Consider the following 15,449-nt stretch of genomic DNA (forward strand, 5'->3'; position numbering starts at 1 on the left):
CCATTTCGGAACCATCGGAATCATTGGGGTCGTGGGAGTGTCAGGCACAAGGCAGAGTGTGGCGGATGCGCGCCGGATCGTGGTCAAGATCGGCTCGTCGTCGCTGACCACCGCGACCGGCGGCCTGGACGCGGACCGCGTCGACGCCCTGGTGGACGTGCTGGCGAAGGTGCGCAGCGGAGGTGAGAAGGAGATCGTGCTCGTCTCGTCGGGCGCCATCGCCGCCGGGCTCGCGCCGCTCGGGCTGCGCCGTCGGCCCCGGGACCTGGCCAGGCAGCAGGCCGCGGCGAGCGTCGGGCAGGGACTGTTGGTCGCGCGCTACACCGCGTCCTTCGCGCGCTATGGCGTACGGGTCGGACAGGTGCTCCTGACCAGCGACGACATGGCCCGCCGCGCCCACCACCGCAACGCCTCACGCACCCTGGACCAGCTGTTCGCGATGGGCGCGCTGCCCGTCGTCAACGAGAACGACACCGTGGCCACGGACGAGATCAGGTTCGGTGACAACGACCGGCTGGCCGCGCTCGTCGCCCATCTCGTACGCGCCGATCTGCTGGTGCTGCTCTCGGACGTGGACGGGCTGTACGACGGCGACCCGGCCAAGCCCGGCACCTCACGTATCGAGGAGGTACGGGAGCCCGCCGACATAGCGCACGTCCGGATCGGCAGCGCGGGCAAGGCGGGCGTCGGCACCGGCGGCATGGCCACCAAGGTGGAGGCCGCCACGATCGCCGCGGCCGCGGGCATCCCGGTCGTGCTCACCTCGGCCGTGCACGCCGCGGACGCCCTCGCCGGGCGGCCCACCGGCACCCACTTCCACCGCACCGGGCGACGCTCCGCCGACCGGCTGCTGTGGCTGCAGCACGCCTCGACGCCGCAGGGCGCGCTCACCCTCGACGACGGGGCGGTACGCGCGGTGGTCGAGCGGCGCACGTCGCTGCTGCCCGCGGGCATCCAGGCCGTCGAGGGTGAGTTCGCCGCCGGTGACCCGGTGGAGCTGCGGGACGCGGCGGGGCGCGCGGTGGCCCGCGGACTCGTCAACTTCGACGCCAAGGAGATCCCCCAGCTGATCGGGCGGTCGACCCGGGAACTGGCGAAGGAGCTGGGGCCCGCGTACGAGCGTGAGGTCATCCACCGGGACGATCTGGTGCTGCTGCCCTCGTAGGCGGGCTGACGCCCCGCATCCGACGTGACTCCAGCGAGCTGAATCCCGCGAACTGACTTCCGCGTAGGACAGTCCGAAAAAGGTCCGCTCCGCGTGCTCTAAGTGAGGGACCTTCCGGAAAACGGTCACGCGGGCCGACCCAAGCTGGTCAACTTTGAAGCGGGGAGTTCGGCATGGCGAGGGCAGCTGAGGGCACATCGGGAGGCCGCTGGTGAGACGAGTGCGCTCCGGGACGGCGGGGCGAGGCTCCGCTGAGCGGACACTGACGAGCGTCGCCGCGGGAGCGGGCTATACGGACGGAGACATGGACGAGGGGCCGAGAGAGCAGAGCGGAGCGAAGAGTGAGCCGCTGCCGCGGCTCTGGCATGTGACGCTGAGTGTCTCGGGAGCCCCGGCGTCGCTGCCGGACGTCAGACGCGGCCTGGAGCAGCTCGCCCACGACCACCCGTTCCTGCTGACCAGCCGGTACGCCGACGACCACGCGGAGATCCGCTACTGGGAAGAGGCCCGGGACCTGCACGACGCCGCGGCGGTCGCGCTGCGGCTGTGGGGCGAGCACCGGCAGAGCGCGCAGTTGCCGCCCTGGGAGATCGTCGGCCTGGAGGTCATCGACCGGGACACGTACCACCAGCGCGTCTCTGAGGGCTACGGACCGCCGCCCGCCGCGCCGGTGGGCGTACATCCGTACTGAGTCAGCCCGCGTGTCCGCGTACGTCTCGGGTGTCCGTGTGCGTGTCCGCGTGTCCGCGTGCGGGTGAGTGTGCGTGTCTCGGAGTGCGGGATGCGTGCGGGACGCCGTCGCCGACCCTATTACCCTGCGAGCATGACTGTGTCCTCCTCGCTCTCCCCGTACGACGACCTGTCGGCCGTCGCCCAGGCCGCCTACCGCGCCCGCGGCGCCGCCGCCGTGATCGCGCCGCTGCCGCGTGCGGCCAAGGACGACGCCCTGCTGGCGATCGCCGACGCGCTCGAAGTGCGCACCAAGGAGATCGTCGAGGCCAACGCCCAGGACATCGCCAAGGCCCGCGAGGCGGGCACCAGCGAGTCCATCGTCGACCGGCTCACCCTCACCCCCGAGCGGGTCAAGGCGATCGCCTCCGACGTACGCGATGTGGTGGCGCTGCCCGACCCGGTCGGCGAGGTGGTCCGTGGCTCGACGCTGCCCAACGGCATCGACCTGCGCCAGGTCCGGGTCCCGCTCGGGGTCGTCGGGATCATCTACGAGGCCCGGCCCAACGTCACCGTGGACGCGGCCGCCCTCTGCCTGAAGTCGGGGAACGCCGTGCTGCTGCGTGGCTCGTCCTCCGCGTACCACTCGAACATGGCGCTGGTGCGGGTGCTGCGGGACGCCGTCGGCGGGGCCGGGCTGCCCGCCGACGCCATCCAGCTGGTGCCGGGCGACAGCAGGGACTCGGTACGGGAGCTGATGCGGGCCCGCGGCCTGGTCGACGTGCTGATCCCGCGCGGTGGCGCGTCGCTGATCCGTACGGTCGTCGAGGAGTCCACCGTCCCGGTGATCGAGACCGGCACCGGCAACTGCCATGTGTACGTGGACGCCGACGCCGACCTGGACATGGCCGTGGAGATCCTGGTCAACTCCAAGGCGCAGCGCCCCAGCGTCTGCAACGCCGCCGAGACGCTCCTGGTCCACCAGGACATCGCCGACGCCTTCGTGCCGCGTGCGCTGGAGGCCCTCGCCGAGGCCGGGGTGACCGTGCACGCCGACGAGCGGGTGGCCGCGTACGCCGAGGAGGGGCCCGGGACCAAGGCCACGGTGGTGCCCGCGACCACCGAGGACTGGGAGACCGAGTACCTCTCGTACGACATCGCGGCCGCCGTCGTCGACTCGCTGGACGCGGCCGTGGAGCACATCCGGCTGTGGACCTCGGGGCACACCGAGGCGATCGTCACCACCTCGCAGCAGGCCGCCCGCCGATTCACCCAGTTGGTGGACTCCACCACGGTCGCCGTGAACGCCTCGACGCGGTTCACGGACGGCGGGCAGTTCGGCTTCGGCGCCGAGATCGGGATCTCCACGCAGAAGCTGCACGCGCGGGGCCCGATGGGGCTTCCCGAGCTGACCTCGACCAAGTACATCGTCACCGGCGACGGGCACATCCGCTGACGCGACGCCCGTACCGGACCCTCGTACGGACGGGATTTCCGTACTGACCGGATTCCCGTACGGACTGCCCAAAACGACCCCCCAGGTCTACTCTGGTTGCGTGCCGGAGGACGTGGGGGGTACGCCGTTTTCTGATGGCGGAGAGCCCGACGACAGCCAGGACCGCGGGGGCGCGGACGAGGAGTTCGCCTCCGTGGTCTTCGACGAGGACTTCGTGCGGTCCGCGCAGGTCCACGAGCCCACGGCTGTGGAGAGGCTGCTCGCCGCAGCTCAGGCGCGCGCCGAGGCCGAGGCGCGCCGGACCCGCTCCCGGCGGGCGAGACCCGACGACGAGACGGACGACGTTCCCGACGGGTACGAGACGTACGACGGGTACGACGGCTATGAGGGGTACGACGCGTACGACCGCCACCACGGCGGGTACGGCGGCGACCCCCGCGCGGATCGCGGCGCCGGGTACGGCCATGGCTCGGAGCTCTACGAAGGCTATGACCCGGATGCTGTCGAGGACGGCGGCCGGGGCCCGCTGAGCCGAGGCCGCTGGCACCGGACCGTCGCCTGGGTGCTCGCGGTCCTGATGGGGATCGGCATGGTCGCGTTGGCCTTCACCGCCGTGTACCGAGGCGCCTCGTCGGGCAACCGGGACCCGGTGCCGCCGCCCGCGACCAGTGGGATGGAGAACTCCCCGTCGGCCTCCGCCGACTACCGCCAGCCACCGGTCTCCGCGGAGCCGCGTACGCCGTGAGGTGATGTGACGTCGTGGCGGTCGTCGTGATGCGTCGGCGTGACGGTCGCCGTGACATGTCGCCATGGCGTGTGATGCTCCGTCAGAAGTTGTCCCGCGCAAGGGAGTTTAGCCAGGGCCGCGGAACCCTACTCTGAAGGTATGACCGGGCCTGGAGACCCACCTGAGGGCACACCCGAAGGCGTCCCCGGTGGTGGCGAGGAAGAGTACCGATCCGTGGTGTTCGACGAGTCCTTCGTCCGGGCTGCCCGGCTCCAGGAGTTCTCGGCGCGGGAGCGGATCACCGAACACGCGCCCGCCGTACGCCGACTCGCCGGGCGGCCCGGCCGCTCCCGTGGCAGGGGGCTGCGCGTCCAGGTCATGATCCTCGCCCTGTTGATCGCCCTGGCCTTCGCGACCGCGGTCCTCATGGGCCTCAGGCAGTCCGAGCCGGAGGCGGCCGCCCGGCCCGTCGAACCGCTGCGGATGACCGTCGTGCCGCTTGTCCCGCAGGGCGCGGTGCCTGGGGCGTCGCGGGCCGATGAGCTGTTCGCGCGCTCGCCCGCCGCGCAGTTCAAGTCCGGCGCGGCGGGGATCGCGCTGCCTGCGGCGCGGAGTACGGGGAACTTCACGGAGAGCCAGGTGATGACGGCGCTGACCACCGCCAAGGAGTACCTGGTGGAGTCCTCGCTCGACCCGGCCGTACTGATCGGTGGCGCGGTGCGGCCGGTGCGGATACTGCTCGACTCGGAGCAGTACGACCAGTTCGACCAGAGCCTGGCGCATCCGGCCGCGGACGGGCGGCACGCGGCCACCGGCTGGCTGGTGCGCTTCGACCCCGAGCAGGCCGTGCTGGCCGACGCCCGCGTCCGGGTGCGGGGCAGCATGCGGCTCGTGGAGGTGGACGCGGCGACCCTCGAGGTGACCTCCGCGCACACCTTCGTCTACGCGCTGAAGCCGGCGGTCGGGGGCGATGGGCGTGCCTCGCTGTTCACCGTCCGGCGGGAGCTGCGCTTCCGCTTCGACGAGGACGATCTGCGGCTGCGCCGGGCGGAGCTGCTGACCTCCGATGTCCAGGCCGGGCCGATGGCCTGCCCCAAGGACCCGCGGGCCGCGGCAGACCGGCTGCGTCCGCTGTTCGCGGGGGAGCGGTCCAAGGCCGGGGGTTCGGGTTCTGGCGCGACCGATCCGTACGCCAGGGGTGGGGCGCCGATGACGCTGTGCGGGGCGCTCTCCACCGCCGCGCAGCCGTCACCGGCCGCCTGACCCCGCTGGCTCCCGGGCCTAGCTGTCTAGCTGTCCGTGTCGCGGTCCTTTCCGGGCCCGTCGCCCCGCTCGCCCTGTCCGCTCTGTCCGCCCTGGCTTCCGGGCCCCCGGAAGCTGTTACGGAGCTTGCCGCCCAGGTCGCCGGCGCCGCCCGCGATGTCCGAGACCAGCTTCATCAGCGGGTCCTTGCTGGAGCGCACGTCATCGGCGTAGTTGCTCGCCGACTGGCGGAAGGAGTCGGAGACCGAGGTGTCGTCGTCCTCGCCGCGCCGCGGGTAGTGGCCGTCCATGATCCGCTGGTAGTCGCGGGTCTCGGACCACTTCTTCAGCTCGGCCGCACGCACCGCGGCGAAGGGGTGGGTGCGCGGCAGCACGTTCAGGATCTTGAGTACGGAGTCGCGCAGGTCGCCCCCGGCCTCGTACTCCTCGGCCTGCTTCAGGAACGCGTCCACGTTCATCTCGTGGAGGTGGTTGCCGCCCGCCAGTTTCATCAGGCCGCGCATCGAGGCCTGTAGGTCCTGCCCGACCAGGAGCCCGGCGCGGTCCGCGGAGAACTCCGACTTACGGAACCACTCGCGCAGGGCCGTGACGATCGCCATGATCGCGATGTTCCCCAGCGGAATCCAGGCGACGCGGAGCGCGAGGCTGGTGAGGAAGAGCAGGATCGTGCGGTAGACGGCGTGGCCGGAGAGCGCGTGGCCGACCTCATGGCCGATGACCGCGCGCATCTCCTCCTCGTCGAGCAGCTCGACCAGGCCCGTGGTGACCACGATGATCGGCTCGTCCAGGCCGATGCACATCGCGTTCGGATTGGCGTCCTGGGTGACGTACATCGGCGGGACCTTCTCCAGGTCCAGGATGTAGCAGGCGTCGCGCAGCATCGCGTACAGATGCGCGAACTGGTCGTCGCTCACCCGCACTGAGTCCGACAGGAAAAGCAGCCGCAGGCTGCGCTCGGGCAGCAGCCCGCTCAGTGCCTTGAAGACGGTGTCGAAGCCGGTGAGCTTGCGCAGCGCCACCAGGGCCGAGCGGTCCGCCGGGTGTTCGTACGCCCGTGAGGAGATCCCCTCGAAGCGCCGGCGCCGGCGACCCGGCAGGTTGTCGTGGCTTTCGGTGTTCTCGGTCATGTGACAGCCCCCAAAGTCTCCGCGCGTGGGTCCCGCGCTGTGCGAGTGTTCTCGCCCCCCGATGGAACGTCCAGCCTACGGGCAGGGTTCCGGCACGGCAGTGATCCGGGCGAGTCGGAACTCCGCACCGCCTGGCCTGGCACCGCGTACGCCTGAGTCGGGGTGAGGGCGTGCGGGGCCCCCGCTTACGATGTGCCTGAAGCTTCCAGCCCGTACCCACCCGGATAGGTCCTGTCGACGATGAGCCTCCTGCACAGCACCGCAGCCCAGCTGACCCCCCTCGCCTCCGAGGGAGGGTCAGGCCCCAGCCCCTACCTCACCGGCGGTGGTGCGCTTCTCGCGCTGCTGCTGCTGCTCTGGATCACCACGCGCTTCAACCGGGACCGCTGAGCCCGAGCGGCAAGCCGCTTTAGCCCCGGCCGCCGGGGGACCGGCCCGGTGACCGGGCCGGTAGGGTCTGCACGCATGGGAGAGCAGGACATGCCTACCGGCCCAGCGGAAGACAGCGGCGCGAACAAGCGCCGCCTCGGTGTCATGGGCGGGACGTTCGATCCGATCCATCACGGACACCTGGTGGCCGCCAGCGAGGTAGCCGCCCAGTTCCACCTGGACGAGGTGGTGTTCGTACCGACGGGTAAGCCGTGGCAGAAGACCCATGCGACGGTCTCCCCGGCCGAGGACCGCTATCTGATGACGGTCATCGCCACCGCCGAGAACCCTCAGTTCTCGGTCAGCCGTATCGACATCGACCGCGGCGGGCTGACCTACACCAAGGACACCCTGCGGGAACTGCGCGAGCTGAACCCGGACGCGGACCTGTTCTTCATCACCGGGGCCGACGCGCTGGGGCAGATCCTCACCTGGCGGGACGCCGCTGAGACGTTTTCCCTCGCTCACTTCATCGGGGTGACCCGGCCGGGGCATACCCTGGCGGACCCTGGCCTTCCGGAAGGCGGGGTGTCCCTGGTGGAGGTCCCGGCGCTGGCGATCTCCTCGACGGACTGCCGCGCGAGGGTCGCCAAGGGGGACCCGGTCTGGTATCTGGTGCCGGACGGTGTGGTGCGGTACATCGACAAGCGTGAGTTGTACCGCGGCGAGTGAGCCGAGAGGGGCACCGGTGAACGACCGACAGTACGACCCTTACCCGGGTCATCAGGAGGGTCAGCAGTACGAGATCGTCGGGTACGACGAGTACGGCCGCCCGGTGTACCAGCAGGTCGCGTGGCAGCAGCAGTACGACCCGTACGCCCCTCAGGTTCCCCAGCAGGGGTACGGCTACGACCCCTACGCCGCCACCTCCACCGACACGGGGCAGCAGCAACCCGTACCGGGCTACGACCCGTACGCCGCCCAGCAGCCCCAGCAGCAGCCCCAACAGCCCCAACAGCCCCAGCAGCAGACGCAGCAGCAGCCCCAGCAGACGCAGCAGACGGCTTGGGTCCCGCAGCAGCACCAGCCGGAGCCGCAGCGCCCTCATGAGCCGTCACGCCAGGACGACGCCGACCGCGCCGACCGCGACGACCGCGACTACCGCACCGAGATGTTCGCGTTCATCGAGGAGCCGGACGACGACTCCGAGGACGTCATCGACTGGCTGAAGTTCACCGAGAGCCGCACCGAGCGCCGCGAGGAGGCCAGGCGCCGCGGCCGCAACCGTATGGTCGCGCTGCTCGTGGTGCTCGCGCTGGCGCTCACTGGAGGCGTCGGTTACCTCTGGCACGCGGGCAAGCTGCCCGGACTGTCGTCCGGAGGCTCCGACGACCCGGTCGCGGGGAGCGGCCCCCAGAAGCGCGATGTGATCGTTGTCCACCTGCACAACACCAAGGAGGGCGGTACCTCCACGGCGCTGCTCGTCAACAACACCACCACCGGGCAGGGCACCACCGTGCTGCTGCCCAACTCGCTCGCCGTCACCAGCGACGACGGCTCCACCACGACCACGCTGGGCAAGTCCGTCGACGAGGACGGCACGGCCGGGACACGCGAGGCGATCGACGCGCTGCTGGGCACCCGGATCGAGGGCAGCTGGCGGCTCGACACTCCGTACCTCAACAACCTCGTCGAGCTCGTCGGCAACATCGAGATCGACACGGACACCGACGTCCCCGACCCCAAGGCGCCGAAGAAGGGCGAGTCCCCACTGGTCAGCAAGGGTGAGCAGCAGACCCTGAGTGGCCCGATGGCCGTCGCGTACGCCACCTACCGCGCACCGGACGAGTCCGAGTCGGCGCAGTTGGAACGGTTCGGCGCGGTCCTGCGCGGGGTGCTGCGCAAGCTGTCCACCGACCCGAAGGATGCCACCCTGACGGTGAAGACGCTCGCCCAGATCCTGGACCCGTCGCTCACCGAGAAGGACCTGGGCGCCTCGCTGGCCAAGCTGGCCGAGCACGCCAAGGAGGGCGCGTACGACACCCGGGTGCTGCCGGTCCAGGAGGACGGCGCGCTGACCGCGAAGGCCACGGACGCCGTGGTCAAGGACGTCCTGGGCGGCAAGGTCAAGAGCCCGGAGCAGGGCGCGGCGGTACGGGTGAACGTCTCCGGGGACAAGGAGGCGGTGCAGAGCGCCCGGGTCTCCCTGGTCAACGGTGGGTACACGGTCGTGTCCGGCGGTGGCGCGGGCGGTGCAGGCGGCGCGGACGGCGCGTCGGCCACCCTGGTCACGTACGCGGACAGCAGCCGGAAGGCGGAGGCGGTCGAGGTCGCCAAGACGCTGGGGCTGTCGGCGAGCGCGGTGCAGAAGGACAAGGTCGCGGCGAACGCGGACATCGCGGTCGTACTGGGCGCGGACTACGAGACCGAGTAGGCGGAAGGCGCACTGCGAGGCCGGGTAGGCGCACTACGAGGCCGGATAGTACGCGCCCCGCTGCCGGGGCCCCGAGTAAACGTTTGGGGACCTGTCGGTGGTCCGTGAGACCCTTGAGGTACTGCTTGATGCGGGGCAGCATCACGCACGGCTTCGCCGTGCGCCCCGCGCCCACCCGAATGACCGTCTAAAGAAAGCCTCGTAGTGACCGCGACGGACCGCTCCACCGAGCTCATCAACGTTGCCGCGCAGGCGGCGGCCGACAAGCTCGCGCACGACATCATCGCCTACGACGTCAGCGACGTCCTGTCGATCACGGACGCCTTCCTGCTGGCCTCCGCGCCCAACGACCGCCAGGTCAAGTCGATCGTCGACGAGATCGAGGAGCGGCTCAACAAGGAGCTCGGCGTCAAGCCGGTGCGCCGCGAGGGCGACCGCGAGGCCCGCTGGGTGCTGCTCGACTACATCGACATCGTGGTGCACGTCCAGCACAGCGAGGAGCGGGTCTTCTACGCGCTCGAGCGGCTCTGGAAGGACTGCCCCGAGCTGGAGCTGCCGGACGAAGCCAAGGCCACCCGTGGCAAGGCCGAGCAGCACGCCAAGGAGGCAGCAGCCGACGCCGACGCGACGGCGGGGGACTACAGGTGAGCGGTGCCACGACCGGCGACGTCCGCCGTGGCCGACGCGTCATCCTGTGGCGGCACGGCCAGACCTCCTGGAACCTGGAGCGCCGCTTCCAGGGCAGTACGGACATCGAGCTGACCGACGACGGCATCGGGCAGGCCCGCAGGGCCGCCCGGCTGCTCGCCTCGCTGCGCCCGGACGCGATCATCGCGTCCGACCTGAAGCGGGCCACCGCCACCGCCCAGGAGCTCGGCGTCCTCACCGGTCTGGACATCAGCTACGACGACAGCCTGCGCGAGACCTACGCGGGCCAGTGGCAGGGCCTGACCCACGACGAGATCATCGCGCGGTTCGGCGAGCAGTACGCGGCGTGGAAGCGCGGCGAGCCGGTGCGCCGCGGCGGCGGCGAACTGGAGACCGAGGTCGCCGACCGGGCCGCGCCCGTCGTGCTGCGGCACGCCGACAAGCTGCCTGACGACGGCACGCTGGTCGTCGTCAGTCACGGTGGCACCATCCGCACCACCATCGGACGCCTTCTCGGCCTGGACTCACGCGACTGGGAGAGCCTCGGCGGGCTCTCCAACTGCTGCTGGTCCGTACTGGGCGACGGCGCGCGCGGCTGGCGGCTCCTGGAGCACAACGCGGGCACGCTCCCGGAGCCGGTACTCGGCGACGACGACTGACCCCGGATTTCACTTTCCGGCTGGTCACGGGCTAGAGTTCTTCTTGTTCGCCCGCCGAGCGGGAAGAACGCCCGGGGCTATAGCTCAGTTGGTAGAGCGCCTGCATGGCATGCAGGAGGTCAGGAGTTCAATTCTCCTTAGCTCCACAATCCCGGAGTCCCGCCAGATCACCTTGATCGGCGGGACTTTCTGCATCCAGGGCGCGCCGCCCGCGACCGTGGGCGACGCGGACTGCCTCCCGAGTCCGGACTCACCGGACTCATACGGAAGGGAACGCGTACGCCGCTGACCCATCCGTGTGACCGTGACAGAATCGGACGGTCGCGAGGGGACGCAGCTGTACGAGCCGGCCCGGTGGGAGGGAGAGGCGTGATGCCCGCGAGCAACCTGAACTGCCCGTCCTGCGGTTCCGTTCACGTCGCCCAGGTGCTGGGGGACAACGGCGGAATCTCCTATGTGTGCACGGCCTGCGGCCACAGTTGGAGCTGATCGATGGGTGCACACAGGAGAACCTGCGACTGGTGCGGCAGCGGCACGCCCATCGTCCGCGACATGGAACCGGTCAACTCCGAGTACCAGTACTGGTGCGAGGAATGCGCACGGGCGCTGATCATAAAAGGCGACCCCATCGAGACCTACCGCGAGCTCGAGGGCGAGCCGATCTACGGTCGGCTGCTGGACGAACACTGCACCCTCAAGCGCTTCTATTCCTTCGCCACCGCGTGACCGGGCGCGCCTCCCCGGGGGCGGGCTTCCCGGTCTCGTAACCGATTTGGTGGATGGCCGGGTGGACCGTTAATGTTGTCGACGTCGCCGCGGGGAACACCGGGACGACACACCGCAAGGGGCTATAGCTCAGTTGGTAGAGCGCCTGCATGGCATGCAGGAGGTCAGGAGTTCAATTCTCCTTAGCTCCACAGAAGATCCACCAGCTTCACAGATCCACAGATGTGCAGATCCACCCAAGAGTGGGCCGCCCGATCCGGGCGGCCCACTCTTGTTTGTGCTGGGTCCGGTCAACCCCGGCCGCTGTCCAGGGCCTTGCGGCCGGGCGGGCTGGGCAGCGCGGCGCGTGCGGGCCGGTCGGCCGCCGCACCCGTACCCGTGCGCTCCAGGCGCAGCGCGAGTGCGGGACAGCGGCGTACGGCCCGCTGGGCCACCCCGCGCAGCGCCAGCGGAACGGCCGCGTCCGCGACGGTCGGGAAGCCGTCGGGCCCCAGCTGGATCAGCTCGGGCACCACGTCCGCGCACAGGCCATGGCCCTGGCACAGCGTCCAGTCGACCGCCAGTCGCTCACCGCTCGGCGCCCCGGGGTCCTGATGCCCAGCGCCCGGCAGCGGCAACAGCGCCCTGGTCTCGCGGCCGCAGCCCCCGCTCAGTACATGCGCGGCCAGATCGTCGGGGAACGCGGCGAGTGTGGAGGCGAGGAAGTTCGCCGAACCGTCGGGGTGCTTGCACGCGCCACGCCCCCGTACTGCCCGGGTCACCTCGCGCAGCGCCTCCAGGGCCGCCGGGCCGCCGCCGTTCAGAACGTCGGCGAGGCCGTTCGCCGCCGCTGGCAGCCCGAGTCGGCAGGGGCCGCACTGGCCCGCGCTCTCGGAGGCCAGCCAGTTCGCGACCTGGAGCGCTTCGCCGAGTGGGCAGGTGTCGTTGCCCAGGGGCAGCACCGCACCGGCGCCCAGCGAGCCGCCCAGCGCCTTCAGGGAGGCCCGGGAGACCACGGCGTCGTGCGCGGCCGTCGCGGACAGCCAGCTGCCGTGGTAGCCGCCGGTGAGCACGCCCTGGGGGAGCGGTGGCGCCCCGGCCAGCTGGAGGACGTAGCGCAGCGGCACTCCGGTGGGCACCTCGACGACCATGGGCCGGGACACATCGCCGGAGAGGGTGAGCAGGACCGTGCCGGGCTCGTCGAACAGGCCGGTGGCGCGGTAGCGGTTCGCGCCGACCCGGGCGGCGACCGCGAGCTGGGCGAACGTTTCGGCGTTGGACAGCAGGGTGGGGGCGCCGCCCACACCTGACTCCGCGGCGCGTACCCGGCGGCCGGGCGGCAGCGGGGGCCCGCCGTCGGCGGAGCGGATCAGCGCCGAGGCCTCTCCGGTGACCATACGGGCGGGGTTTCGCTGCACACGCGCGCGTAGCGCGGAACCGCGCCGGTCGGTGAGGCCCCGCTCGGCGAGTGCCGCGGTCATCGACGCCTCGGTGGAGTCCCGGGTCACCCCGATGATCAGGGTGCGGGCGCCCAGGGCTTCGGCGGCGAGCAGGGCGCCGTCCAGGATGAGGTGCGGGCCGCGGTTGATGAGCACCGTGTCCTTGCGGCAGGCGGGTTCGTCCTCGCTGCCGTTGACGACGACCACGGGACGTACGCCCCGCTTGATGGCGGCCTGGGCGACGGCCCGCAGCTTGGTGGCGAAGGGGAAGCCAGCGCCGCCTCTGCCGCGCAGCGAGATCTCATCGGAGAGCGCGGCGAGCCGCTCGCCGCCCACCGGGTCCAGCGGGCCGTGGACCTTCAGGTGCATCGCGAGGTCGAGGCGTTCCACGAGGTCGAACCCCGAGGTCAGCTGGGGGAGTCCGACGACTCGCACCTCGGGGACGTCAGGTAGGGGTCCGGTCACCTGGTGCCTCCTGTCGGGGCGCTCCAGGGCTCACCGGCGCTCGGGGGCTGGAAGGGGGAGGGGAGCGGCTGTGTGATGTCCTCGCTGCCCGCGTTCGGGATGGCGTGCGCGTGTGCGTCCGGGATGGCGTGCGCGTGCGCGTTCGGGATGGCGTGCGCGTGCGCGTCCGCGTTCGGGCTGGGGGCGACCGTGTGGTAGCTGGGCGCGGCCGTGTCGTGGGTGACGGCGTCGTAGGTGACGGCGTCGTACGTCACGGTCGGTGTGCTGCTGAAGGGGTCCGCTGGCGGCTCCTCGTACGTGGGGCGGAATACCTCGCCGGGCGGTGGCGGCGACGGCGCGGGCCAGCGGTCGGCGGGCGCCGTCGACAGCGCGCGGTAGGCGGCGGCCATCCCGGGGCTGGCACCGGTGTCCGGGCGTTCCGGATACAGCGGGGGAGCCGCTTCGTACAGCGGGGGAGCGGGCGACGCCATGCGCTGCCGTGGCAGTCGCGGTACGGGCCCGGGCTCCGACCCGTATCCGGTGTCCGCCGTGGCGGCGTCCATGCCGGGCAGCGGCGCGATACGCCGCGCGGGCTCCTGCTGGGCCGCCGCCGTGGCCGCCGCGGCGGGTGGCCCGACGTCGGGTCGGCCCAGGACGGCGAGCACCTGGTCGGCGACCCGGCGCTTGACCGGCCCCGGCGCGGCGCGCAGCGCGAGTGCCCCGGCGACCCCGAGCAGGCACAGACCGTACAGCGTCGTGACCCAGGGCTTGGCCTCGCGGCCCGCGTACAGGCCGTGCAGCAGCCCGGCGCACCAGGCGGGATAGGCCAGCATGTGCAGCGCCCGCCAGCGACCGGCGATTTTGGCGGGGGAGGCGAAGGCGCTGCGCAGCGCGCCAGTGACGCCCGCGGTGATCATCAGCAGTCCGGCGAGCGAGCCGAGGCCGATGAGCCCGTCGGTGCCACGGACGCCGAGCCCGAACGGGATCAGCGCGCCGACCAGCGACACATGGCCCAGGACGAGTTTGACCGTGCCGTGCAGCAGCAGAAAGCCGACCGCAGCGACGCCGGTCGCGCGGTGCACGGCCTGGGCGAGCAGCCGTTGCCGTGTGGTGAGGAACAGGCGGTCGGCGGCGACTAGCCCCCACACGACGGAGGCCGTCAGGGAGACCAGCGACAGAACGCCGGTGGTGAAGTCGAGGCCTTCGCGGAAGCTGTCACTTCCGGCCAGGACGGTCAGGGGTATGAGCAGCAGCGCGGCCGCGCTCATCATCCCCCTGGATGGCCCGCTCGGGGTGGTCCAGGAGGCGATCGTGCGAAGGGGGTTGAGGGTTTTGAGGGGATTTCGGGCGTGCGGAGGGTTCATGGGGGCGACTCCGAGTGGTTCGGTAAAGCGGTCCCGCTGTGCCGCATGCTAAGTCGCCGAGATACCGGGCAGTATGAGGTTTGAGTTATTGCGTTGTTATCTAGTGGGTATCGGGGCTCTATGTGCCCCATTAGGGGCCGGTACGCCGAGTAACCCTCGTCAGGGATGCTGCTCCGGTTCCTTGGGCAGGCGGTCGAGAGTGATGCCGAAGTGGTCACGGTAGGCGGCCAATAGATCAGCATCGGACGCGATTTCGGACGTACGGTGCTCATCGCCGACGGTGATCTTGAGGGTGTGCCCGCTCAGGGTGACCCGGCCGTGCTCGGTGAGCAGGGAGCAGACCAGGGACCGGGTGAAGTGGGACGCGGGTGAGGTGCGGTGGTACCAGGCCCCGGCCGTGAAGTCGCGGAGTGCGCGCGGGCGTAGGTCCAGGAGGTACTGCGGCTTGCCGTCGCGGCTGACGTCCAGGTCGCCTCCTGGGGCGTCGCTGAGCCGGAACGTTCCGGCGGGGTCCGGCTGATCCGTACGGTCGTCCAGCGCCAGCGGGTAGTGGGAGTGGACGCCGAAGCCGACGTCGGCCAGCCAAGGGCCGCCGTCCACCGTCTCGACGCGCAGCGCCAGATGGTCGTACGGGATGCCGGGGTGGCCGGTGTCGTCGTACACCCTGGCCTGGAGGAGCGACACCTCGAACCCCAGGGCGCGGAGCAACGCCCCGAAGGCGCCGTTCAGTTCGTAGCAGAAGCCACCGCGGCGGGCCTCGACGACCTTGGCGACCAGGGCCTTCTCGTCGAGCACGATGTCCTCGTCGAGGTGGAGGGAGAGGTTCTCGAAGGGGACGGTCCGCAGGTGCCGCAGATGGAGGTCGCGCAGGGCGTCGGTGGTGGGGCGGGCGGGGCGCTCGGCGCCGATCCTGTCCAGGTACGCGGCGAGGCTCGTGGAGTCCATGCGGCTCAGTCTGCTCGTGGGCATCCGTAGGCGCC

General features: G+C 71.1%; 15 protein-coding genes and 2 tRNA genes. 13 read left to right on the forward strand and 4 right to left on the reverse strand.

The window, feature by feature from the left end:
- The first annotated feature begins 58 nt into the window (after nt 1-58).
- From proB to GCN81_RS02830, 5 genes are all read left to right on the forward strand, one after another.
- Nucleotides 59-1,165 (forward strand): glutamate 5-kinase, encoded by a 1,107-nt coding sequence (gene proB / locus GCN81_RS02810; RefSeq protein WP_156721817.1) that lies wholly within the window; start codon nt 59-61, stop codon nt 1,163-1,165.
- 211 nt (nt 1,166-1,376) lie between these two features.
- Nucleotides 1,377-1,856, forward strand: a complete 480-nt coding sequence (locus GCN81_RS02815) for a hypothetical protein (protein ID WP_156721818.1) — start codon at nt 1,377-1,379, stop codon at nt 1,854-1,856.
- A gap of 132 nt (nt 1,857-1,988) precedes the next feature.
- On the forward strand, nt 1,989-3,290 hold the full coding sequence (locus tag GCN81_RS02820) for a glutamate-5-semialdehyde dehydrogenase (RefSeq protein WP_156721819.1): 1,302 nt from the start codon (nt 1,989-1,991) through the stop codon (nt 3,288-3,290).
- Between the two features lie 100 nt (nt 3,291-3,390).
- Nucleotides 3,391-4,035, forward strand: coding sequence for an SCO2584 family spore wall biosynthesis protein (locus GCN81_RS02825; RefSeq protein WP_156721820.1), 645 nt, complete (start codon nt 3,391-3,393; stop codon nt 4,033-4,035).
- A gap of 141 nt (nt 4,036-4,176) precedes the next feature.
- On the forward strand, nt 4,177-5,280 hold the full coding sequence (locus GCN81_RS02830; protein WP_156721821.1) for an SCO2583 family membrane protein: 1,104 nt from the start codon (nt 4,177-4,179) through the stop codon (nt 5,278-5,280).
- A gap of 26 nt (nt 5,281-5,306) precedes the next feature.
- On the opposite strand, the gene GCN81_RS02835 is transcribed toward GCN81_RS02830, so the two are convergent.
- Complete coding sequence (locus GCN81_RS02835; RefSeq protein WP_156721822.1) at nt 5,307-6,407, reverse strand: M48 family metallopeptidase; 1,101 nt, start codon at nt 6,405-6,407, stop codon at nt 5,307-5,309.
- Between the two features lie 240 nt (nt 6,408-6,647).
- Here GCN81_RS02835 and GCN81_RS31700 point away from each other — a divergent pair, with 240 nt between their 5' ends.
- The 8 genes from GCN81_RS31700 (at nt 6,648) to GCN81_RS02870 (ending at nt 11,434) form a co-directional block, all read left to right on the forward strand.
- Nucleotides 6,648-6,797 (forward strand): hypothetical protein, encoded by a 150-nt coding sequence (locus tag GCN81_RS31700; protein ID WP_197287450.1) that lies wholly within the window; start codon nt 6,648-6,650, stop codon nt 6,795-6,797.
- A 75-nt stretch (nt 6,798-6,872) separates the two neighbouring features.
- A complete protein-coding gene (gene nadD, locus GCN81_RS02840) occupies nt 6,873-7,508 on the forward strand; it encodes a nicotinate-nucleotide adenylyltransferase (RefSeq protein ID WP_156721823.1) in 636 nt (211 codons plus the stop codon).
- Nucleotides 7,509-7,524: 16 nt separating this feature from the next.
- Nucleotides 7,525-9,210 (forward strand): LCP family protein, encoded by a 1,686-nt coding sequence (locus GCN81_RS02845; protein ID WP_156721824.1) that lies wholly within the window; start codon nt 7,525-7,527, stop codon nt 9,208-9,210.
- Nucleotides 9,211-9,414: 204 nt separating this feature from the next.
- The gene (rsfS, locus tag GCN81_RS02850; protein ID WP_156721825.1) at nt 9,415-9,858 is read left to right on the forward strand and encodes a ribosome silencing factor; all 444 of its coding nucleotides are present in this window, start codon (nt 9,415-9,417) and stop codon (nt 9,856-9,858) included.
- The gene (locus GCN81_RS02855; protein ID WP_156721826.1) at nt 9,855-10,517 is read left to right on the forward strand and encodes a histidine phosphatase family protein; all 663 of its coding nucleotides are present in this window, start codon (nt 9,855-9,857) and stop codon (nt 10,515-10,517) included. The genes rsfS and GCN81_RS02855 overlap by 4 nt, the downstream gene beginning before the upstream one ends.
- Before the next feature lie 73 nt (nt 10,518-10,590).
- Nucleotides 10,591-10,663 (forward strand) — tRNA-Ala (locus GCN81_RS02860).
- A 346-nt stretch (nt 10,664-11,009) separates the two neighbouring features.
- The gene (locus tag GCN81_RS02865) at nt 11,010-11,243 is read left to right on the forward strand and encodes a hypothetical protein (RefSeq protein ID WP_156721827.1); all 234 of its coding nucleotides are present in this window, start codon (nt 11,010-11,012) and stop codon (nt 11,241-11,243) included.
- A gap of 118 nt (nt 11,244-11,361) precedes the next feature.
- A tRNA-Ala gene (locus GCN81_RS02870) sits at nt 11,362-11,434 on the forward strand.
- Nucleotides 11,435-11,533: 99 nt separating this feature from the next.
- Here the strand turns inward: GCN81_RS02870 and GCN81_RS02875 are convergent.
- The 3 genes from GCN81_RS02875 to GCN81_RS02885 all read right to left on the reverse strand — a co-directional run bounded on the left by GCN81_RS02875 (nt 11,534) and on the right by GCN81_RS02885 (nt 15,414).
- Complete coding sequence (locus GCN81_RS02875; protein ID WP_156721828.1) at nt 11,534-13,126, reverse strand: NADH-quinone oxidoreductase subunit NuoF family protein; 1,593 nt, start codon at nt 13,124-13,126, stop codon at nt 11,534-11,536.
- Nucleotides 13,123-14,469 carry a ferric reductase-like transmembrane domain-containing protein gene (locus tag GCN81_RS02880; RefSeq protein WP_231626326.1) on the reverse strand — a complete coding sequence of 449 codons (1,347 nt, stop codon included), beginning with the start codon at nt 14,467-14,469 and terminating at the stop codon, nt 13,123-13,125. Before GCN81_RS02880 ends, GCN81_RS02875 begins: the two co-directional genes overlap by 4 nt.
- Nucleotides 14,470-14,628: 159 nt before the next feature.
- A complete protein-coding gene (locus GCN81_RS02885; protein ID WP_156721829.1) occupies nt 14,629-15,414 on the reverse strand; it encodes an arylamine N-acetyltransferase family protein in 786 nt (261 codons plus the stop codon).
- Nucleotides 15,415-15,449: the final 35 nt, after the last annotated feature.

This window comes from Streptomyces apocyni (assembly GCF_009739465.1).
GTDB lineage: Bacteria > Actinomycetota > Actinomycetes > Streptomycetales > Streptomycetaceae > Streptomyces > Streptomyces apocyni.